We start from the raw sequence: 18981 nt of genomic DNA, 5'->3' as shown, positions 1-18981 counted from the left end.
GGCGCTTCCCTTCGTGTTTCTTTGTCTTGCTGTCCTGCGTTTCCGACTCTATCAGACTCTTTCGTGTCCGATTCCCGGTCGAAGCGGGCCGTGCAGTTTCGCTTTCGAGGTTCTTCGCTTTCGCGTTTTCCCTTTCCGGCGGTTCCAACTTTACCAGACTCTTTTTCGTCCCGTTTCCGGTCCGAATTCGATTTCCGGTGGCCTGTGGAGTGGCCTTGCCTTTCGGCGTGTCCGCTACGTTAGCCCATTCCCTTGGCAGCTCATAATCGAGCCTGTCGAGCGAATTACGGGCATGCCGAATTCGCACCCGCCAGGGTGAGTCGTAGGTAGTGGTTTGGCCTCTTCGGGCTGCCCGGACCGGTCCGATGGACTGTGCCGACAGCTGTACCCGCGTCAAGTGGCTCGGACTACACTAGGCGTCCGCACCGGGACCGTCAAGTCGCTCATGGCCCCGTCATTTCGCCCGGCGGCGACGGGGAACGTGGGCACGGTACGGGCTCACCGTGGGGTCGCTCTCGATCCAGAAGCGCCAGGGCTGGTGTGCCCCGTCGCCGCCCACTCCGGTGCGGGGGCCGCTGCGTACCTGGTCACGTGGGGGCGGGGTGCCGTGGAGTACGGAGAGCGCGGGGGTGGGGCCGGCGAAGAGGTCGCTGCCGTTCAGCGTCCGGTCGACGTCGAGGGCGGTGGCGAGGCGGGCCGGGCCTTTGGCCAGTTCCTTGTCATTGCGGGCCGAGACCCGTCGTACGCGGGCCAGGCCGGCGCCCACGTCGATCTCGCCGGCCCGGAGCAGGACCCCGCTCGCGTGGCCCTCGGGGCCGCAGACCAGGTTGAGGCAGTGCCACATCCCGTACGTGAAGTAGACGTACGTATGACCGGGTGGGCCGAACATCACGCTGTTGCGGGCCGTGCGGCCCCGGAAGGCGTGCGAGCCGGGGTCGGCCTCGCCGGCGTACGCCTCCACCTCGGTGAGACGTACCTCGATCGTGCCCTCGTCGCTGTGGCGGACGAGGGTGCGGCCCAGGAGATCGGGGGCGACGTCCAGGACGGATCGGTCGAAGAAGTCGCGCGTCAGCGGTGTGCGGTCGGAGCCCTTGGTCATGCCGTCCGAGGGTACTGGGGAGGTGAGCGCGGGAACCGGCTACGGTCATGGCGCGTATCTAGGGGTCAGGACCAAGAAGGAGTGAACATGGGCTTCAAGCGGCTGCTCGCGAGCATGGGTGCCGGTGGTGCCTCGGTGGAGACCGAGCTCACCGAGGTGAACGTCGTCCCCGGTGGGGTCGTGCAGGGTGAGGTGCGGATCCAGGGCGGGTCGGTGGCTCAGCAGATCGAGGGGCTCTCCGTCGGTCTGCAGGCGCGGGTCGAGGTCGAGAGCGGTGACCAGGAGACCAAGCAGAACATCGAGTTCGCCAAGGTGCGGCTCGGCGGCGCCTTCGAGGTGCAGGCGGGGGCGGTGCACGTGGTGCCGTTCGGCCTGGAGATCCCCTGGGAGACGCCGGTCACGATGTTCGCCGGTCAGCACCTGCGCGGCATGGACATCGGGGTGACCACCGAGCTGGAGATCGCCCGGGCGCTGGACTCCGGTGACCTGGACCCGATCAACGTGCACCCGCTGCCGGCGCAGCAGGCCATTCTGGACGCCTTCGGGCAGCTCGGCTTCCGTTTCCGCAGCGCGGACATGGAGCGCGGCCACATCCGCGGGTCGCGTCAGCGGCTCCCGTTCTACCAGGAGATCGAGTTCGTACCGCCGTCGCAGTACCGCGGGCTCCACCAGGTCGAGCTCACGTTCGTCGCGGACGACCGCGAGATGGACGTGATCCTGGAGATGGACAAGAAGCCGGGGCTGTTCAGCGAGGGCAGCGACTCGTACCGCGCGTTCAAGGTCGGTCTCCACGACTTCCAGCAGACCGACTGGGCGGCCTACCTCAACCAGTGGCTCGCTCAGGTCGGCGGACAGCGCAACTGGCTCTAGAGCCCTAAGGTCGGATGGGGTCGGGCGGGGTGGACCCGCCCGGGACCTGTCCGCGGGTGGCCGTGCGCCGCTCGCCGCGGACCAGCACCGATCAGGAGAGGTAACGAGACGTGACCGAGTCGAAGAGGGCCCCGCTGCCGCACGACTTCCATCCGGAGGTGCACGCGTTCACCGTGACGAGCAAGGATCTCGCGCCCGGTGCGGTGCTGGCCGATGCTCAGGTGCTTGCGTCCGGGAACACCTCGCCGCACCTGCGGTGGGAGGGTTTCCCGGCGGAGGCCAAGAGTTTCGCCGTGACGTGCTTCGACCCGGACGCCCCGACGGGGAGCGGGTTCTGGCACTGGGTGGTCTTCGACATCCCGGTCTCCGTGACCGAGCTGCCGGCCGGCGCGGGCAGCGGTGCGTTCGAGGGGCTGCCCGAGGGGGCCGTCCAGGCCCGTAACGACTACGGGTCGAAGGAGTTCGGCGGAGCCGCGCCGCCCGCCGGGGAGAACCACCGCTATGTGTTCACCGTGTACGCGGTGGACACCGAGAAGCTCGGGATCGACAGCGACTCCTCGCCCGCGGTGGTCGGGTTCAACCTCCGGTTCCACACGCTGGGGCGTGCTCAGCTGATCGGTGAGTACGAGGCTCCCGCCGCCGATTAGTTCGCCTGTTGTTTGCCCTGCTCTGGTCTTGGAGAGATCAGAGCAGGGCATTTTTTATTGCGTTGTCCATCGCGGCCTGCCCAGCCAGAGTTGATCCGGGCCTGCCAGGGGGCGGGCGGCACACGGGAGGTGGGCAGGATGCGTGACACGCTGGTTCTCAACGCGAGCTTCGAGCCGCTGTCGACAGTGACGCTCAACCGTGCGGTGGTCCTGATCCTGACGGACAAGGCCGTCGTCGAGCAGTCGCATCCCGAGCTCCGTATGCGTGGTGCCGCCGTGGACATTCCGGCGCCCCGGGTGATCAGGCTCTGCCGGTACGTACGGGTGCCGTTCCGAAGACAGGCCCCGTGGTCCAGAAGGGGTGTGCTCATACGGGACCAGCACCGGTGCGCCTACTGCGGGCGGCGGGCGTCCACCGTCGACCATGTCGTGCCGCGGGCCCAGGGCGGTCAGGACACCTGGCTGAACACGGTGGCGTCCTGTGCGGAGGACAACCACCGCAAGGCGGCGCGGACGCCGGAGCAGGCGGGGATGCCGTTGCTGAAGCAGCCGTTCGTCCCCTCCCCCGCCGAGGCGATGCTGCTGGCGATGGGGGCCGGTGACCGGGCGGAGCTGCCTCAGTGGCTGGAGCGGGGTGCGGCGGCCGCGTAGAGCCATGACGTAAATGACGTACGGCTGACGCTGTATGCGTGGGCCCGTCCCTGTGACGGAGCGGGCCCACGTGTGTCAGCGGAGCAGCAGCTGGACGATGGCCGCGGAGCCGACGACCACGATCAGTGCGCGCAGGAGGGTCGGGCTGAGGCGGCGGCCGACCTTGGCGCCTATCTGGCCGCCGATGGCCGAGCCCACCGCGATCAGGACGACCGCCGTCCAGTCGAAGTCCGCGACGAAGAGGAAGAACAGCGCGGCGATGGTGTTGACCACGGCGGCCAGGACGTTCTTGACGGCGTTGAGGCGCTGGAGGGTGTCGTCGACCAGCATCCCCATCAGGGAGAGATAGATGATCCCCTGGGCGGCCGTGAAGTAGCCCCCGTAGACGCTGGCGAGCGTGAGGCCGGTGAACAGGAGCGGGCCGCCGTCGGGGCGGGCCGGGGTGCCGGTGCGTTCGCGGCGGCGCTGGACGGCTTTGCTGATGCGTGGTTGCAGGATCACCAGGACGAGGGCCAGGGCGACCAGGACCGGGACGATCGTCTCGAACGCCGTGGAGGGGAGCGCGAGGAGGAGCGTGGCGCCGGTGAGGCCGCCGATGGCGGCTCCGACGGAGAGTTTCAGGATGCGGCGGCGCTGGCCGGCCAGCTCCTTGCGGTAGCCGATGGCTCCGCTGATGGAGCCGGGGATCAGGCCGAGTGCGTTGGAGACGGTGGCGGTCACCGGCGGGAGGCCGGTGGCGAGCAGGACGGGGAAGGTGATCAGGGTGCCTGAGCCGACGATCGTGTTGATCGTGCCCGCACCGACTCCCGCCGCGAAGACGGCGAGTATTTCCCAGATGGACAAGGCCATCTCCTTCGATGGTCAGCGATGCCTCCCCGCCATGAAGGTCGAGGGGCCTCACTGATCATGCACGAAGGTGGTGGCGCGTCAGTAGACCGGGGGTTCTTCGCGGCGTTCGACGACGGCGCCACGGGGGTTGACCACGCCGGCACCTCCTCCGTTGCCGCTGTTGCCCTCGTTTCCGCCGTTGCCTCCATTGCCCCCATTGCCGCCGTTGCCGCCGGTGTTGAAGCCGGGGGCGCCGCCGCCGAGGTTGCCGAAGGCTCCGCTGAGGCCCTTGAGGGCGTCGCCGATCTCGCTGGGCACGATCCAGAGCTTGTTGGCGTCGCCCTCGGCGATCTTCGGGAGCATCTGGAGGTACTGGTACGAGAGCAGCTTCTGGTCCGGGTCCCCCGCGTGGATGGCCTCGAAGACCGTGCGGACGGCCTGGGCCTCGCCCTCGGCCCGGAGGGCCGCTGCCTTCGACTCACCCTCGGCGCGCAGGATCGCGGACTGCTTCTCACCTTCGGCGGTGAGGATCTGGGACTGCCGGATGCCTTCGGCGGTGAGGATCGCGGCGCGCTTGTCACGGTCGGCGCGCATCTGCTTCTCCATCGAGTCCTGGATGGAGGTGGGCGGTTCGATGGCCTTGAGCTCGACGCGGTTGACGCGGATGCCCCACTTGCCGGTCGCCTCGTCGAGGACGCCGCGCAGCGCCGCGTTGATCTCCTCGCGGGAGGTGAGGGTGCGCTCCAGGTCCATGCCGCCGATGATGTTGCGGAGGGTGGTGACGGTGAGCTGTTCGATCGCCTGGATGTAGCTGGCGACCTCGTAGGTCGCGGCGCGGGCGTCGGTCACCTGGTAGTAGATGACGGTGTCGATGTTGACGACCAGGTTGTCCTGGGTGATCACCGGCTGCGGCGGGAAGGGCACGACCTGTTCACGGAGGTCGATCCGGTTGCGGATCGAGTCGATGAACGGGACGACGATGTTCAGGCCCGCGTTCAGGGTGCGCGTGTAGCGGCCGAAGCGCTCCACGATGGCGGCGCTGGCCTGCGGGATGACCTGGATCGTCTTGATCAGGGCGATGAAGACGAGCACCACCAGAATGATCAGGACGATGATGATCGGTTGCATCGTGTCTCTCGTGCCCTTCGGTTGCCGGCGGATCTCATGATGATCGACATGATCGACTTCGAGTCTCGCAGAACTGGACCCGCCTCGTGGACGGTTCGCTCACATGACGACGGCCGTCGCTCCGTCGATGTCCACGACATCGACCTGCCGGCCGGGCTCGAAGACCTGGTCCTCGTCGAGCGAGCGCGCCGACCAGACCTCACCGGCGAGCTTGATGCGGCCGCCGCCGTCGGCGCTCACCCGTTCCAGGACGACCGCCTGACGGCCCTTCAGGGCGTCGATACCGCTGGCGTGCCCCGTCTGTCCGGCCCGGTGTCTTGCGGCGATCGGGCGGACGACGACGAGCAGCGCCACCGACACCCCGACGAAGACCAGCACCTGGGCCACGATGCCGCCGCCGAGCGCGGCGACGACCGATGCGGCCAGCGCCCCGACGGCGAACATTCCCAACTCGGGCATCGCGGTCAGGACGAGGGGGATGCCCAGCCCCGCCGCGACGATCAGCCACCACACCCATGCGTCGATGTCCACATGGTCATCGTAGGACTGTCGGTGCGTCACCGACAGGGCGCAGGGGTGGTCAACTGCGCTGATTACCCGGCGGATTGCGCCATACCGGCCGCCCGGGCCGGCTGCGGGCGGGCCTTCGGTCAGGAGAGCGGCAGGCCGTGGGCGGTGTAGCGGTCGCCGGTGTGCTCGACGATCAGCGGCAGGCCGAAGCAGAGCGAGAGGTTACGGGAGCTGAGCTCGGTCTCCATGGGGCCGGCCGCGAGGATCTTGCCCTGGCGGATCATCAGGACGTGGGTGAAGCCGGGCGCGATCTCCTCGACATGGTGGGTGACCATGATCATGGAGGGGGCGTACGGGTCGCGGGCGAGCCGGCCGAGGCGGCGGACCAGGTCCTCGCGGCCGCCGAGGTCGAGTCCGGCGGCGGGCTCGTCGAGGAGCAGCAGCTCGGGGTCGGTCATCATCGCGCGGGCGATCAGCGTGCGCTTGCGCTCTCCTTCGGAGAGCGTGCCGAACTTCCGGTCCAGGTACTCGGTCATGCCGAGGCGGTCCAGGAAGGCGCGGGCGCGCTCCTCGTCGACGGCCTCGTAGTTCTCGTGCCAGGTGGCGGTCATGCCGTAGGCGGCGGTGAGCACGGTCTGCAGCACCGTCTGCTTCTGGGGCAGCTTGTCGGCCATCGCCACGCCCGCCATGCCGATCCGGGGGCGGAGCTCGAAGACGTCGGTGCCGACGCCGCCCAGCTGCTCGCCGAGGATCGTGGCCGTTCCCTTGCTCGGGAAGAGGTAGCTGGACGCGAGGTTGAGGAGCGTCGTCTTGCCGGCGCCGTTGGGGCCCAGGATGACCCAGCGCTCCCCCTCCTTGACCGACCAGGAGACGTCGTCCACCAGAGCGCGTCCGTCGCGGACCACGGATACGTCCACCAGCTCCAGTACATCGCTCATGAGCGCGTTGTCTCCCCATGCAGTCTCGTCGAGATCGTCGCGTGCCTGTGGGCACGGTCCCAGGAGAAAACCTACGCCACCGCGCGAGTGGTCCGGCCGTGAGGTCCGGTCCCGGTCCGTCTCCGGTCCGTCTCCGGTCCGTCTCCGGTTTCGTGTGCGGTCCGTGTGCGGTCCGTCTCCGGTCAGTCCTCGGTTCGTTCCCGGGGTGTTCTCTAGGCTGTCTCCCATGCTTGTGGAACCACGTTCAGGGTTGTTGGCCGCCTGGGGGAACGCGCTGCTGGCGGGACTCGTCTCGCCGGACGACGCGGCTCTCGCGATTGTCGGGGAGGACGCGGTGCACCGCGTCGAGGGGCTGCCGGGTGAGGCGGGGCCGGTCGGGCTCACGCTGGCGCTCGGGCGGCTGCGGGCGCTGGGGGCGACGGGCTTCCGGGTCGCGCTGCCGGTGCCGGGGCATCCGCTGGGTCTGTCCGGTCCGCCCGACTTCAACGCGCGGGCGCTGGAGGCGGAGGAGGCGGTGATCGCGTACGGGGTGCCGTACGGGCTGGTGCCGGAGGTGACCGAGGTAGGGCCGGAGGGGGATCTGCACGTCGAGGTGGTGTGGCGGGTGCTGCCGGTGCGGGAGGCGCCGCCGGCGGACGTGCCGTCGCTGAGCGAGGCGGAGCGGGAGCTTGCGGAGGCGTTGCGGGATGCGACGGCGGCGCTGGCGCGGCTGGATGTGGCCGGTTCGGGTCCGGTGGCGGAGGCGGCGGTGGACGCGTACCGGGCGCGGGCGGAGGGGGGCCGGGGGCGCGATGTGCTGGCGCCGGGGTATCCGCCGCGGGCGGTGCGGGTGCTGGAGCTGGCGCAGCGGGTGGGGCTGCTGGTCTCGGTGGCGTACGGGTCGGGGCACGGGGGTGCGGTGAGCGCGTCGGAGATCGCGGCTCGGGGGGCGGCGTTGCGGCCGGTGGAGCGGGTGGCTCGGCGGGCGTTGGTGGCGGCCTACAACGCGTATGTGGAGGGCGGGGAGGTTCGGCGGTAAGGCCCGCGGGCCTTTGTCCTCAAGCGCCGGACGGGCTGGATTCGCCGGGCGGAGAGCTCGCTCGCCTCGGGAGCCCCGGGGTCAGGGTTCCGTCCTCAAGCGCCGGACGGGCTGAGTGGGGGCGGGCTGGCTGGGATTCGCGGGGCGAGGGGCTCGCTTGCCTCCGGGACCCCGGGGTCAGGGGTCCGTCCTCAAGCGCCGGACGGGCTGAGTGGGTGCGGGCGGGCTGGCTGGGATTTGCGGGGCGAGGGGCTCGCTTGCCTCGGGGACCCCAGGGTCAGGGTTCCGTCCTCAAGCGCCGGACGGGCTGAGTGGGGGCGGGCCGCCCCCGGGGAGGGCGGGGGCGGGCCGGGGGTGTCAGTGGTTCAGGCCGAGGTTGCCGAAGGCCGGGTTGAGCAGGCCGATCACGTTGACCGTGTTGCCGACCACGTTCACCGGGACGTGGACCGGGACCTGGGCCAGGTTGCCGCTGGCGACGCCCGGGGAGCCGACGGCCACGCCGTGGGCGTCGGCTCCGCTGTGGCCGGTCGCGGAGGCCGCGCCGGCGCCGGCGGCGATGAGCCCGCCGGCGATCATGGTGACGGCGGCGGCCTTCTTCAGGTTCTTCACTTCAGGATCCTCCTAGAGAGGCTGCGGCAAGCCGCCGCAGCGTGCCCTGGAGAACGCCGTACGGCCCGGGAGGATGCGCCGTTCGGGTGACATCCACCCGACAGTATGAATCTCAGCCCGCAGCGCCGTTGCGGACCGCCCACAGCGCCGCCTGCGTGCGGTCCGCCAGGTCGAGCTTCATCAGGATGTTCGACACATGGGTCTTGACCGTCTTCTCGGAGAGGACGAGGGCGCGGGCGATCTCCCGGTTCGAGCGGCCGTCGGCGATGAGGCCGAGGACCTCGCGCTCGCGTTCGGTCAGGGTGCTCCCCCGGCCCGTACCGCTGCCGGCGTCGTCCTGGGCGAGGAGCGCCCCGGCGACCTCCGGCTGGAGCAGGACGTGTCCGGCGTGGACCGAGCGGATGGCGCCGGCCAGGGCGTCCGGGTCGACGTCCTTGTAGACGTAGCCGGAGGCTCCGGCGCGCAGGGCGGGGACCACCGTGCGCTGTTCGGTGAAGCTGGTGACGATGAGGATCCTGGCCGGGTTGTCGAGCTGGCGGAGCCTGCGCAGGGCCTCGATGCCGTCGGTGCCGGGCATCTTGATGTCCATGAGGACGACGTCGGGCCGCAGCTCCTCGGTGCGGGCCACGCCCTCCGCGCCGTCGGACGCCTCGCCGACGACCTCTATGTCCTCCTGGATCTCCAGGAAGGTGCGCAGTCCGCGGCGGACCACCTGGTGGTCGTCGACCAGCAGCACCCTGATGATCTTGTCAGCCACCGGGGACCTCCATCTCGATCGTGGCGCCCTTCCCGGGCTCCGAAACAACGGTGAGTCTGCCGCCGACGCTCTTGGCCCGGTGGCGCATGGAGACGAGTCCGAGGTGGCGGCCGGCCCGCCGGACGGCGGTGGGGTCGAAGCCGGTGCCGTCGTCGGTGACGCGGAGGACGGTCGCGGTGGCGCGCCGGGTCAGGGTGACGTCCACGTGCTCCGCGCCGGAGTGGCGCAGGGCGTTGTGCAGGGCCTCCTGCGCGACCCGGAGGAGCGCCTCCTCCTGGGCGGCGGGCAGGGCGCGTACCCCGCTGCTGCCGAAGGTGACCGCGGCCGCGTGGGCCCGGTCCAGGACCTGGATCTGGGTACGGAGGGTGGCGATCAGGCCGTCCTCGTCGAGCGCGGCCGGGCGCAGCTCCACGACGGCCGCCCGCAGCTCGTCGACCGCTTCGGCGGCAAGGACGGCGACCTGCTGGAGCTCCCCCTTGGCCCGGGCCGGGTCGCGGTCCACGAGGGCGGCGGCGGCCTGGGCTGTGAGCCGGAGCGAGAACAGCTTCTGGCTGACCGCGTCGTGCAGCTCGTGGGCGAGGCGGGAGCGCTCCTCGGCGATGGTCAGCTCGCGGCTGCGCTCGTAGAGGCGGGCGTTGGTGAGGGCGATCGCGGCGTGCTGGGCGAGGATCGAGAGCAGCTCCTCGTCCTCGGCGGTGAAGCCGCAGCCGCCGTCGGGCTTGGGGCACATCTTGTTGGCGAGGAAGAGGGCGCCGATGATCTCGTCGCCGTCCGTGATGGGCAGGCCGAGGAAGTCGGACATGTCGGGGTGCGCGTCGGGCCAGCCCTCGAAGCGGGGGTCCTTGCGGACGTCGGCGAGCCGCTCGGGCTTCGCCTGGTGCAGCATCGCGGCGAGGATGCCGTGCTGCCGGGGCAGCGGGCCGATGGCCTTCCACTGCTCGTCGCTCACGCCGTCGACCACGAACTGGGCGAAGCCGCCGTGGTCGTCCGGGACGCCGAGCGCCGCGTACTGGGCGTCGAGCAGTTCGCGGGCGGAGGCGACGATCGTCTTGAGGACGTCTCCTACTTCGAGGTGCCGGCTCATGGCGAGCAGCGCGGCACTCACCGCGGCGAGGGCCGACGGCGGGCGGTGACTCATGGGATCACCGTACCGACGGGGGTACGGCGGCGTATCGGGCCGAGGGCGGCTGCCCGGGGGGCCGTGGACCTAGGCCGGTCGGGGCCCGTACCGGGTCCTTCGGCCTAGGTCCTCCCAGGTCCTAGGCCGAAGTGCCGGGGGCGGGTGCGGCTCGCGGGCGAGGCGCGGGGCGATCAGGGCTTCCTACGTTGGAGTCGCCGGGGTGACCCCCGGTGGACGCCGATGTTCCGCGTCGCCGGGATCGCCCGGTGGACGCCGGTGTGGAGCGAGGAGACGGTCACGATGCCGGTTGCGTTGATCACGGGTGGTTCGAAGGGGCTGGGGCGCGCGCTGGCCGAGGCGCTGGCCCGGCAGGGGTGGGATCTGGTGCTGGACGCGCGGACCTCCGTAGTGCTGGAGGCGACAGCGAAGGAGGTGCGGGAGCGGTACGGGACGCGGGTGGCGGCCGTTCCGGGGGATGTCACGGACGCGGCACACCGGGCGGAGCTGATCGCGGCCGCCGGGGAGCTGGGCGGGCTCGATCTACTGGTGAGCAACGCGAGTGTGCTGGGTGCCGAGCCGCTGGTCCGGCTGGAGGCGCAGCCGCTGGAGGGGTTGCGGCAGGCGCTGGAGACCAATGTGGTGGCCGCGCTCGGCCTCGTACAGGAGGCGTTGCCGCTGCTGCGGGCGTCGGCCGCGGGGGCTGTGGTGGCGGTCAGCTCGGACGCGGCGGCGGAGCCGTACGGGACGTGGGGCGGTTACGGGGCGTCGAAGGCGGCGCTGGACCAGCTGGCGGCGGTGCTGGGGGTGGAGGAGCCGGGGCTGCGGGTGTGGGCCGTCGATCCGGGGGACATGGACACGGATCTGTACGAGGCCGCGGTGCCGGACGACGGCGGGGAGAGGCGCCCCTCGCCCGCGAGCGTGGTGCCCGCGTTCCTGCGGCTGGTACGGGAGCGGCCGGCCAGTGGGCGGTTCGCCGCCCCGGCGCTGCTGGAGGAGCCGGCGGCGGACGGGGGTCTGCGGTGAGTGCGGTGGGGGCGGCGAGGCGGGACGAGGCAGGCGCCCTTTCGGCCGGGGCCGGGGCTTTGCCCCTGGAGGCGTTGCGGGTGCCTGCGGAGCTGTCGGCGCGGGTGCCGGCCGAGCAGCGGGGGGCGGGGCGTGACGACGTACGGCTGCTGGTGACCCGGGGGGCGGCCGTATCGCACCACGCGTTCCGGGAGCTGCCGGGGCAGCTGCGGGCCGGGGACGTGCTGGTGGTGAACACGTCGGCGACCTTGCCGGCCGCGGTGAACGGGCGGGTGGGCGGTGACCGGGTCGTCGTGCACTTCTCGACGCGGGGTGAGGACGGGCGGTGGGCGGTGGAGCTGCGGGCACCCGCCGCCTCGGGGGCCACCGCGCCGTGTCCGGGCGGGCCGGCCGGTGCGGTGGTGCGGCTGCCGGGCGGGCGGGAGCTGGTGCTGGAGGAGCCGCTGGGGCCCGCGGTGGGGGCGCGGCTGTGGTGGGCGCGGGTCCCGGACCGGGTGCCGGAGCTGCTGCGGCGGTACGGGAGGCCGATCCGGTACGCGTACACGGAGCGGGACCAGCCGCTGTCCGCGTACCAGACGGTGTTCGCGGTCCCGGCGCCCGACGGGCGCGGTTCGGCGGAGATGCCGAGCGCGGCCCGGCCCTTCACCACCGCCCTGGTGGCGGAGCTGGTGAGCCGCGGAGTGCAGTTCGCCCCGCTGTCGCTGGATACGGGGGTGGCGTCGGCGGAGACGCACGAGCCGCCGTACCCGGAGCGGTTCGCGGTGCCGTCCACCACGGCGTGGCTGGTGAACGCGGCGCGGGCGGCGGGCGGCCGGGTGGTGGCGGTCGGGACGACGGCGGTACGGGCGCTGGAGTCGGCGGCGGACGCGGAGGGGGTGGTGCGGCCGGCCGCGGGCTGGACGGATCTGGTGGTGACGCCGCGCCGGGGGGTGCGGGCGGTGTACGGGCTGCTGACCGGGCTGCACGAGCCGCAGGCCTCGCACCTGCTGATGCTGGAGGCGGTGGCGGGGCGCGAGGCGCTGCGCCGTGGGTACGAGGCGGCGCTGGAGCGGCGCTACCTCTGGCATGAGTTCGGGGACGTCCACCGCATCCTGCCGGATGAGGAACGTAACCCTCCGGATTGCTTCAGCAACGAATGGTGAGCCTGTTGCGTCGCCGATGTGAGCCCGGGCATAGGGCGTGCGTCACTTACGAACGGCCCTAGTAAGCCTAAAAGGGCGATTTGGGTGGGCATGAGCGGGGGTTATTTCGGACGAACAGGACCCTCTTCCACTACCCGGCTTCGTACGTCACACCTTTGCCACACGATTTTGCTGCCGCTAAGAATTGCTCTCGTCCCCGACGGAGGTGCGCATCGCCGCCTCCGGTCTCGTCCTCCGTGAGGACACCTGAGCAATACGAAGAGGTAGCCCTACATGTCTGCGACTCGCATTCCCAGCCGTGTCCGTCGTCTGAACAAGGTCCAGAAGATCTCCGTGGCCGGTGTGTCGGCCCTGGCCGTCGCCTCCCTGACCTTCTCGCTCGTCCCGTCGAACGCCGAGGCCGAGGTTGCCCCGCAGGCAGCGGGCGCTGCCGCTCCCGTCGCCTTCACCGGCGGCGGCGCGCAGGCCAAGACCGTGCAGGACAGCCTGATCGAGCAGCACTCCACCGCAGAGCAGCTCGTGAAGGCCGCCGACGCCGCCAAGGCGAAGGCAGCCGCCGAGGCCAAGGCGAAGGCAGCGAAGGCCAAGGCCGCGGCGGACGCGAAGGACAAGGCCGAGAAGGCCGCCAAGGCCAAGGCCGACGCGAAGAAGCGCGGCACCGAGGCCGCCAACCGCTCCACCGCGCGCAAGCCCGTCTACGCCAACAACCTGGACGGCTGGATCCGCGAGGCCATGGCGATCATGAAGAAGGAAGGCATTCCCGGTTCCTACAGCGGCATCCACCGCAACATCATCCGGGAGTCCAGCGGCAACCGCTGGGCGATCAACAACTGGGACATCAACGCCCGCAACGGCATCCCCTCCAAGGGCCTGCTCCAGGTGATCCAGCCGACCTTCGACCGGTACCACGTCAAGGGCACCAAGAAGGACCTGTACGACCCGGTCGCCAACATCGTCGCCGCCTGCAACTACGCGGCCGACCGCTACGGCTCCATGGACAACGTCAACAGCGCGTACTGAGCCCGGCCGTACAGCTGAGCTGAGCCGTACACATGCCGGAGGCCGGCACCCCACGGGGTGCCGGCCTCGGCGTCGTTCCGTACGCGGTTCCGTACGCGGGTTCCGTACGTGCCCTACTTGCGCATGACCTCGGGCTCGTGGCGGCGCAGCAGCCGGGCGACGGCGAAGGCGCAGAGCAGGCCGAGCACCAGCAGCACGAAGATGTTGATCCCCCACTGGGTCGCCGTGGCCTCCCAGAGCGGGTCCAGGTCGGTCGGGTTCTTCGGGTCCCACGGCGGCATCAGGTTGGCCAGGTCCAGCGTGGTGCCGGCCGCGGCCACGCCCCAGCGGGACGGCATCAGCCAGGTGAGCTGCTCCAGGCCGGGCGTCCCGTACACCTGGAAGAGGACTCCGGTGAACACCAGCTGGACGATCGCGAACATGACCAGCAGCGGCATGGTCATCTCGGACGTCTTGACCAGGGCGGAGATCATCAGGCCGAACATCATCGAGGTGAACCCGAGGGCCACGATGGAGATGCAGATCTCGACGGCCGGAGGCATGAACAGCCCCTCGGCCGGCAGCTCACGGGCGGCGAAGCAGATACCGCAGAGGATCACGCTCTGGAAAGCGGTGATCACGCCGAGCACGATCACCTTGGACACCAGATAGGCCGAGCGGGAGAGGCCTGTGGCCCGTTCCCGTTCGTAAATGACGCGTTCCTTGATCAGTTCTCGTACGGAGCTGGCCGACCCGGCCAGGCAGATGCCGACCGCGAGGATCAGCAGGATCATTCCGGCCTTGCCGTTGAACTGGGTCGGCGGCGTGGGCGGAGCCAGTCCGAAGTCGGCCGGGATGACCGCGGCCAGCACACCGATCACCGCGGGCAGCGCCACCATCAGGCCGAGGAAGGCCTTGTCGGAGGCGATGACGGAGGTGTATCTGCGCACCAGGGTCCACAGCTGCGTCCCCCAGCTCTGCGGCTTCGGGGGGCGCATCTGCTGGGGCGGCGGCATATGGACGGACTGCGCGGCGACGGCGTCGATGTCGGCGGCGTACATCTGGTAGTGCTGCGAACCGCGCCAGCGGCCCGCCCAGTCGTAGTCGCGGTAGTTCTCGAAGGCCGAGAAGACGTCGGCCCAGGAGCTGTAGCCGAAGAAGTTCAGCGCCTCCTCCGGCGGACCGAAGTACGCGACGGCACCGCCAGGCGCCATCACGAGCAGCTTGTCGCAGATGGCCAGCTCGGCCACGGAGTGCGTGACGACGAGCACGGTACGGCCGTCGTCGGCGAGGCCGCGCAGCAGCTGCATGACGTCGCGGTCCATCCCCGGGTCGAGGCCGGAGGTCGGCTCGTCCAGGAAGATCAGCGACGGCTTGGTCAGCAGCTCCAGGGCGACCGAGACGCGCTTGCGCTGGCCGCCGGAGAGCGAGGTGATCTTCTTGTCCTTGTGGATGTCGAGCTTGAGCTCGGCGAGGACCTCGGTGATCCGGGCCTGGCGCTCGGCCTCGGTGGTGTCCGCGGGGAAGCGGAGCCTGGCCGCGTACTTGAGGGCCTTGGTGACGGTCAGTTCCTTGTGCAGGATGTCGTCCTGCGGGACCAGACCGATGCGCTGGCGCAGCTCGGCGAACTGCTTGTACAGGTTCCGGTTGTCGTAGAGGACGTCGCCCTCGTCGGCGGGCCGGTAGCCGGTGAGCGCCTTGAGCAGGGTGGACTTTCCGGAGCCGGAGGGGCCGATGACCGCGATCAGCGACTTCTCCGGGACGCCGAAGGAGACGTCCTTGAGGATCTGCTTGCCGCCGTCGACCGTCACCGTGAGGTGGCGGGCGGAGAAGGAGACCTGACCGGTGTCGACGAACTCTTCCAGCCGGTCGCCGACCAGGCGGAACGTCGAGTGGCCGACGCCGACGATGTCGTTCGGGCCGATGAGCGCCGAGCCGGACTTCTGGAGCGGCAGACCGTTGACGTACGTGCCGTTGTGCGAGCCGAGGTCGCGGATCTCGAACCGGCCGTCGGGCGTCGCGTGGAACTCGGCGTGGTTACGGGAGACCTGGAGGTCCGAGACGACCAGCTCGTTCTCCAGAGCACGGCCGATGCGCATGACCCGGCCGAGCGCCAGCTGGTGGAACGTGGTCGGGCTGCGGTCGCCGTAGACGTGCGGAGCACCCGCACCGCCGCCGTGGGCCGGTCCGCCGCCATGGGCCGGGGCGGCCGGCTGGGCCGGGCCCTGCTGGTGCGGAACCTGCTGGTACGGGGCCTGCTGCTGGGGCTCCGGTGCCTGCTGCTGCCACGCCTGCTGGGGCGGGGCCTGGTGGTGCCCCTGGTGCACGGGTGCCTGGTGGGGCGGGGCCTGATGCTGGGCGGGTGCCTGCTGGCCGGGCCAGGCGCCGCCCGCCTGCGCGTGCTGCTGGTGCGGCTGCTGGTGTTGCTGGTGCGCGGGGGCCTGGTGGGCTGCGGCGGCCGGCTGGCCGCCGTGGGCACCGGCGCCGGCGGTGAGATTCAGCCGCGGGCCGTCGGTCGCGTTGCCCAGGCGTACGGCGGAGCCGGGCCCGATCTCCGCCCGCTGGATCCGCTGCCCCTGCACATACGTGCCGTTGGTGGAGCCGTGGTCCTCGATGAACCAACTCCCGCCGCCCCAGCTGATCGTGGCGTGCCGCCACGAGACTCTGGCGTCGTCGATCGTCAGGTCCCCTTGCGGGTCACGCCCCAGGGTGTACGGCCTGGACGGGTCGAGCGTCCAGGTGCTGCCATTCAATTCCAGTACGAGTTCCGGCACTCCGCGCCCCACTTGTCGTCCCCCGATTTTCCCCCGTCGCAGGGAGTCTAGGGATGCTGAACATCGTGGGGAACTATTCCAGGAGCAGTCCCTTATCCGAAAGTCGGGCCGGAGAAGACGGGCCCCGAAGCGGAGAAGCGGTGTGATACCGGAACAAAGAGGACAGCGGGCGGAACGCCCCGCGTCCGCCCCGTGTCTGCCTCACGTCTGTCCCGTGTCGACCGTCCGGCACTCGGGACGGGCAGCCGGGCGCGGTCTCGGGACCGATACGGTGGGAACACCATGAGCGCATCTCAGCCACCTCAGCCTCCCTCCTCCCCCGAGCTCCCCGATTCCCCTCGGACCGGCGGCGAGCCCGCCCGGGACAGCGAGGAGTCCCCTCCTCTCGTGGACAACACACCCACACTTCTCGTCAAGATCTTCGGCAAGGACCGCCCCGGCATCACCGCCGGGCTGTTCGACACCCTCGCCGCGTACTCCGTCGACGTGGTGGACATCGAGCAGGTCGTCACCCGGGGCCGCATCGTGCTCTGCGCCCTGGTCACCTCGCCCACCGCGGGCGGCACGACCGAGGGCGACCTGCGGGCGACCGTGCACAGCTGGGCCGAATCCCTGAAGCTGCAGGCCGAGATCATCTCGGGCACGGGTGACAACCGGCCCCGTGGTTACGGCCGTTCCCATGTGACCGTGCTGGGGCACCCGCTCACCGCGGAGTCGACCGCCGCCATAGCGGCCACGATCACCTCGACCGGCGGGAACATCGACCGCATCTTCCGGCTGGCGAAGTACCCGGTCACCGCCGTGGAGTTCGCGGTGTCGGGGACGGAGACCGCGGAGCTGCGGACCGCGCTGGCGACCGAGGCCGCCGAGATCGGCGTGGACGTCGCGGTGGTCTCGGCCGGGCTGAGCCGGCGGGCGCAGCGGCTGGTCGTGATGGACGTGGACTCCACGCTCATCCAGGACGAGGTGATCGAGCTCTTCGCGGCCCACGCGGGCTGCGAGGACAAGGTCGCCGAGGTCACCGAGCAGGCGATGCGCGGTGAGCTGGACTTCGAGCAGTCGCTGCACGCCCGGGTCGCGCTGCTGGCGGGGCTGGACGCCTCGGTGGTGGACAAGGTGCGCGCCGAGGTGCGGCTCACACCGGGGGCCCGGACCCTGATCCGTACGCTGAAGCGCCTCGGGTACCAGGTGGGCGTCGTCTCGGGCGGGTTCACCCAGGTCACGGACGACCTGAAGGAACGGCTCGGCCTCGATTTCGCGTCCGCCAACACCCTGGAGGTGGTGGACGGCAAGTTCACCGGGCGGGTCGTCGGCGATGTGGTGGACCGGGCGGGCAAGGCCCGGCTGCTGCGGAGCTTCGCCGAGCAGGCGGGGGTGCCGCTGGCACAGACGGTGGCCATCGGCGACGGGGCCAACGACCTCGACATGCTGAACACGGCGGGGCTCGGGGTCGCCTTCAACGCCAAGCCCGTGGTCCGCGAGGCGGCGCACACCGCGGTGAACGTGCCGTTCCTGGACACCGTGCTCTATCTGCTCGGCATCACCCGTGAAGAGGTCGAGGCGGCGGACGGCCTGGTCGACTGACAGCTTCGGCGGCGTACGGAGTCGGCCGACGGCTTCCGGCAGCGTACGGAAGAGGGCCCCGGCACGGGATGCGTGCCGGGGCCCTGCGCGTTCACATGTTCAGCCGTACGTCGGCGAAGGCGCCGCTCAGTCGTTGGGCGTCCAGTAATCGGTGAGCCTGCCCGCCCCGTGCTCCACGCTCTTCCAGGAGCCGGGGAACTCCACCACGGCGTAGGACGCCGTCGGGAAGCCGTCCCGGGTCATCCGGGCCAGGGTGTCGCCCTCGGCCGAGCCGGAGAGGGCGTCGGCGGCTCCGTGCATGCCCGGGTTGTGGCCGATGACCAGGAGGTTGCGGACGTCGTCCGGGGTCTCGTTGAAGAGGGCGATCAGTTCGCCGAGGGAGGCCTCGTACAGCCTCTCCTCGTAGACGGTCCGGGGGCGCTGGGCGAATTCGTGCACCGCCAGCTTCCAGGTCTCCCGGGTCCTGACGGCGCTGGAGCACAGGGCCAGATCGAAGTCGATACCGGAGTCGGCGAGCCTGCGGCCGGCCACGGGCGCGTCCTTGCGGCCGCGCTCGGCCAGCGGGCGCTCATGATCCGAGTTCTGCGACCATTCCGCCTTGGCATGCCTGAGAAGGACGATCCTGCGAGGTGTCTCGACGCTCATACACCTCAGCTTCGCATGAAACGCGGCCTCTGGCGCAGGGTGTTGACGGGCTCATCCGGAAGGTTGACACGCCGGTCCGGGACGGTTTCGCCGTAACGCGTGGATCAAGGGGCGAGCAGGTGGAGCGTGCGCTCGATCAACTGTCCGAGTGTGGGGTCGGCGGTGGCCGCCTGGGCCTGCCCCGGGCTCATGATCATGAGCAGCAGAGCGGCGAAGGCGACGGCCGGGAGCGCCACGGCCCACCACGGCAGCCGTATCTCCACCCGGTCGGCGGCGGGCCGGGACGAAGCAGGCCGGCTGGAGGCGGCCGGTACGTGGGACCTGGGGTGCGCAGGGACCGGCATGTCCGCCTCCGTGGGTATTCGGTTCGTTACCGAAGAACCTACGGAACGGACCGGGCCGGTCCCATCCGGTGATCCACCCACTTCACCCTGACCCTGGCCCCCTAGGGGACAGGGGGCCAGCCCCACCATGGGCGGGACGGTCGGCAGTCCACGGGCGGGGCGGCCGGGCGTCAGGGGGAGGCGATCGAGGCGATCACACCGATGACCACCGTGACGAGAAGCATCGCCCCGAAGACGAGGAGGAGCTTCTTCTGACCGTTCTTGGGCTGCGGATCGAGCACTGGCATGGAGCCAG

Annotated in this window: 20 protein-coding genes; 8 read left to right on the top strand and 12 right to left on the bottom strand. The window is 70.6% G+C overall.

Translation table 11 applies throughout. The features are described from left to right. Positions 1 to 454: 454 nt before the first annotated feature. The gene (locus tag IF17_RS0121200) at positions 455 to 1099 is read right to left on the bottom strand and encodes a DNA-3-methyladenine glycosylase (RefSeq protein WP_030568239.1); all 645 of its coding nucleotides are present in this window, start codon (positions 1097 to 1099) and stop codon (positions 455 to 457) included. An 87-nt stretch (positions 1100 to 1186) separates the two neighbouring features. On the opposite strand from IF17_RS0121200, the gene IF17_RS0121195 reads away from it, so the two are divergent. The 3 genes from IF17_RS0121195 to IF17_RS0121185 all read left to right on the top strand — a co-directional run bounded on the left by IF17_RS0121195 (position 1187) and on the right by IF17_RS0121185 (position 3267). Then, positions 1187 to 1969 (top strand): sporulation protein, encoded by a 783-nt coding sequence (locus IF17_RS0121195; RefSeq protein ID WP_030568237.1) that lies wholly within the window; start codon positions 1187 to 1189, stop codon positions 1967 to 1969. Positions 1970 to 2079: 110 nt separating this feature from the next. Beyond that, positions 2080 to 2616, top strand: a complete 537-nt coding sequence (locus IF17_RS0121190) for a YbhB/YbcL family Raf kinase inhibitor-like protein (protein WP_030568236.1) — start codon at positions 2080 to 2082, stop codon at positions 2614 to 2616. Positions 2617 to 2754: 138 nt separating this feature from the next. After that, positions 2755 to 3267, top strand: a complete 513-nt coding sequence (locus tag IF17_RS0121185) for an HNH endonuclease (RefSeq protein WP_030568234.1) — start codon at positions 2755 to 2757, stop codon at positions 3265 to 3267. A gap of 75 nt (positions 3268 to 3342) precedes the next feature. Here IF17_RS0121185 and IF17_RS0121180 read toward each other — a convergent pair whose 3' ends face one another. From IF17_RS0121180 to IF17_RS0121165, 4 genes are all read right to left on the bottom strand, one after another. Further along, the gene (locus IF17_RS0121180; RefSeq protein WP_030568232.1) at positions 3343 to 4110 is read right to left on the bottom strand and encodes a sulfite exporter TauE/SafE family protein; all 768 of its coding nucleotides are present in this window, start codon (positions 4108 to 4110) and stop codon (positions 3343 to 3345) included. Positions 4111 to 4194: 84 nt separating this feature from the next. After that, positions 4195 to 5223, bottom strand: coding sequence for an SPFH domain-containing protein (locus tag IF17_RS0121175; RefSeq protein ID WP_030568230.1), 1029 nt, complete (start codon positions 5221 to 5223; stop codon positions 4195 to 4197). Positions 5224 to 5322: 99 nt separating this feature from the next. Beyond that, a complete protein-coding gene (locus IF17_RS0121170) occupies positions 5323 to 5754 on the bottom strand; it encodes an NfeD family protein (protein WP_018512269.1) in 432 nt (143 codons plus the stop codon). A 119-nt stretch (positions 5755 to 5873) separates the two neighbouring features. Then, complete coding sequence (locus IF17_RS0121165) at positions 5874 to 6671, bottom strand: ABC transporter ATP-binding protein (protein WP_030568228.1); 798 nt, start codon at positions 6669 to 6671, stop codon at positions 5874 to 5876. 226 nt (positions 6672 to 6897) lie between these two features. Between IF17_RS0121165 and IF17_RS0121160 the strand changes: the two genes are divergently transcribed. Continuing rightward, positions 6898 to 7689 (top strand): hypothetical protein, encoded by a 792-nt coding sequence (locus IF17_RS0121160; RefSeq protein WP_030568226.1) that lies wholly within the window; start codon positions 6898 to 6900, stop codon positions 7687 to 7689. 357 nt (positions 7690 to 8046) lie between these two features. Here the strand turns inward: IF17_RS0121160 and IF17_RS0121155 are convergent, their stop codons facing one another. From IF17_RS0121155 to IF17_RS0121145, 3 genes are all read right to left on the bottom strand, one after another. Next, complete coding sequence (locus IF17_RS0121155; RefSeq protein ID WP_030568224.1) at positions 8047 to 8298, bottom strand: chaplin; 252 nt, start codon at positions 8296 to 8298, stop codon at positions 8047 to 8049. A gap of 112 nt (positions 8299 to 8410) precedes the next feature. Further along, positions 8411 to 9055, bottom strand: a complete 645-nt coding sequence (locus IF17_RS0121150; RefSeq protein ID WP_018512265.1) for a response regulator — start codon at positions 9053 to 9055, stop codon at positions 8411 to 8413. Next, the gene (locus IF17_RS0121145) at positions 9048 to 10193 is read right to left on the bottom strand and encodes a GAF domain-containing sensor histidine kinase (protein ID WP_030568222.1); all 1146 of its coding nucleotides are present in this window, start codon (positions 10191 to 10193) and stop codon (positions 9048 to 9050) included. The genes IF17_RS0121150 and IF17_RS0121145 overlap by 8 nt, the downstream gene beginning before the upstream one ends. A gap of 282 nt (positions 10194 to 10475) precedes the next feature. On the opposite strand from IF17_RS0121145, the gene IF17_RS0121140 reads away from it, so the two are divergent. From IF17_RS0121140 to IF17_RS0121130, 3 genes are all read left to right on the top strand, one after another. Next, positions 10476 to 11198 carry an SDR family NAD(P)-dependent oxidoreductase gene (locus IF17_RS0121140; protein WP_030568220.1) on the top strand — a complete coding sequence of 241 codons (723 nt, stop codon included), beginning with the start codon at positions 10476 to 10478 and terminating at the stop codon, positions 11196 to 11198. Positions 11199 to 11278: 80 nt separating this feature from the next. Continuing rightward, positions 11279 to 12340, top strand: a complete 1062-nt coding sequence (locus tag IF17_RS0121135; RefSeq protein ID WP_209437775.1) for an S-adenosylmethionine:tRNA ribosyltransferase-isomerase — start codon at positions 11279 to 11281, stop codon at positions 12338 to 12340. 273 nt (positions 12341 to 12613) lie between these two features. Beyond that, positions 12614 to 13360 (top strand): transglycosylase SLT domain-containing protein, encoded by a 747-nt coding sequence (locus IF17_RS0121130; protein ID WP_030568216.1) that lies wholly within the window; start codon positions 12614 to 12616, stop codon positions 13358 to 13360. A 113-nt stretch (positions 13361 to 13473) separates the two neighbouring features. Here the strand turns inward: IF17_RS0121130 and IF17_RS0121125 are convergent, their stop codons facing one another. Then, a complete protein-coding gene (locus tag IF17_RS0121125) occupies positions 13474 to 16125 on the bottom strand; it encodes an ABC transporter ATP-binding protein/permease (RefSeq protein WP_030568215.1) in 2652 nt (883 codons plus the stop codon). Positions 16126 to 16395: 270 nt separating this feature from the next. Here IF17_RS0121125 and serB point away from each other — a divergent pair, with 270 nt between their 5' ends. Next, positions 16396 to 17697 (top strand): phosphoserine phosphatase SerB, encoded by a 1302-nt coding sequence (gene serB, locus IF17_RS0121120; protein ID WP_030568214.1) that lies wholly within the window; start codon positions 16396 to 16398, stop codon positions 17695 to 17697. Between the two features lie 126 nt (positions 17698 to 17823). Here the strand turns inward: serB and IF17_RS0121115 are convergent, their stop codons facing one another. The 3 genes from IF17_RS0121115 to IF17_RS1000000140140 form a co-directional block, all read right to left on the bottom strand. Then, entirely contained in the window at positions 17824 to 18342 is a 519-nt protein-coding gene (locus IF17_RS0121115) for a SixA phosphatase family protein (RefSeq protein ID WP_030568213.1), read from the bottom strand. 104 nt (positions 18343 to 18446) lie between these two features. Continuing rightward, positions 18447 to 18686 carry a hypothetical protein gene (locus IF17_RS0121110; protein ID WP_030568211.1) on the bottom strand — a complete coding sequence of 80 codons (240 nt, stop codon included), beginning with the start codon at positions 18684 to 18686 and terminating at the stop codon, positions 18447 to 18449. A 170-nt stretch (positions 18687 to 18856) separates the two neighbouring features. Continuing rightward, a complete protein-coding gene (locus IF17_RS1000000140140) occupies positions 18857 to 18973 on the bottom strand; it encodes an SGM_5486 family transporter-associated protein (RefSeq protein ID WP_256859158.1) in 117 nt (38 codons plus the stop codon). Positions 18974 to 18981 lie beyond the last annotated feature (8 nt).

Origin of the sequence: Streptomyces cyaneofuscatus, assembly GCF_000718135.1 — a bacterium.
GTDB classification, from domain to species: domain Bacteria; phylum Actinomycetota; class Actinomycetes; order Streptomycetales; family Streptomycetaceae; genus Streptomyces; species Streptomyces cyaneofuscatus.
This window is presented reverse-complemented; position numbering and strand designations above follow the sequence as displayed.

Coding starts and splice junctions, on each gene's coding strand:
- IF17_RS0121160 (WP_030568226.1), top strand. CDS start 6,898: ATGCTTGTGGAACCACGTTCAGGGTTGTTGGCCGCCTGGGGGAACGCG.
- IF17_RS0121110 (WP_030568211.1), bottom strand. CDS start 18,686: ATGCCGGTCCCTGCGCACCCCAGGTCCCACGTACCGGCCGCCTCCAGC.
- IF17_RS0121195 (WP_030568237.1), top strand. CDS start 1,187: ATGGGCTTCAAGCGGCTGCTCGCGAGCATGGGTGCCGGTGGTGCCTCG.
- IF17_RS0121140 (WP_030568220.1), top strand. CDS start 10,476: ATGCCGGTTGCGTTGATCACGGGTGGTTCGAAGGGGCTGGGGCGCGCG.
- serB (WP_030568214.1), top strand. CDS start 16,396: ATGAGCGCATCTCAGCCACCTCAGCCTCCCTCCTCCCCCGAGCTCCCC.
- IF17_RS0121175 (WP_030568230.1), bottom strand. CDS start 5,223: ATGCAACCGATCATCATCGTCCTGATCATTCTGGTGGTGCTCGTCTTC.
- IF17_RS0121115 (WP_030568213.1), bottom strand. CDS start 18,342: ATGAGCGTCGAGACACCTCGCAGGATCGTCCTTCTCAGGCATGCCAAG.
- IF17_RS0121165 (WP_030568228.1), bottom strand. CDS start 6,671: ATGAGCGATGTACTGGAGCTGGTGGACGTATCCGTGGTCCGCGACGGA.
- IF17_RS0121145 (WP_030568222.1), bottom strand. CDS start 10,193: ATGAGTCACCGCCCGCCGTCGGCCCTCGCCGCGGTGAGTGCCGCGCTG.
- IF17_RS0121200 (WP_030568239.1), bottom strand. CDS start 1,099: ATGACCAAGGGCTCCGACCGCACACCGCTGACGCGCGACTTCTTCGAC.
- IF17_RS1000000140140 (WP_256859158.1), bottom strand. CDS start 18,973: ATGCCAGTGCTCGATCCGCAGCCCAAGAACGGTCAGAAGAAGCTCCTC.
- IF17_RS0121185 (WP_030568234.1), top strand. CDS start 2,755: ATGCGTGACACGCTGGTTCTCAACGCGAGCTTCGAGCCGCTGTCGACA.
- IF17_RS0121130 (WP_030568216.1), top strand. CDS start 12,614: ATGTCTGCGACTCGCATTCCCAGCCGTGTCCGTCGTCTGAACAAGGTC.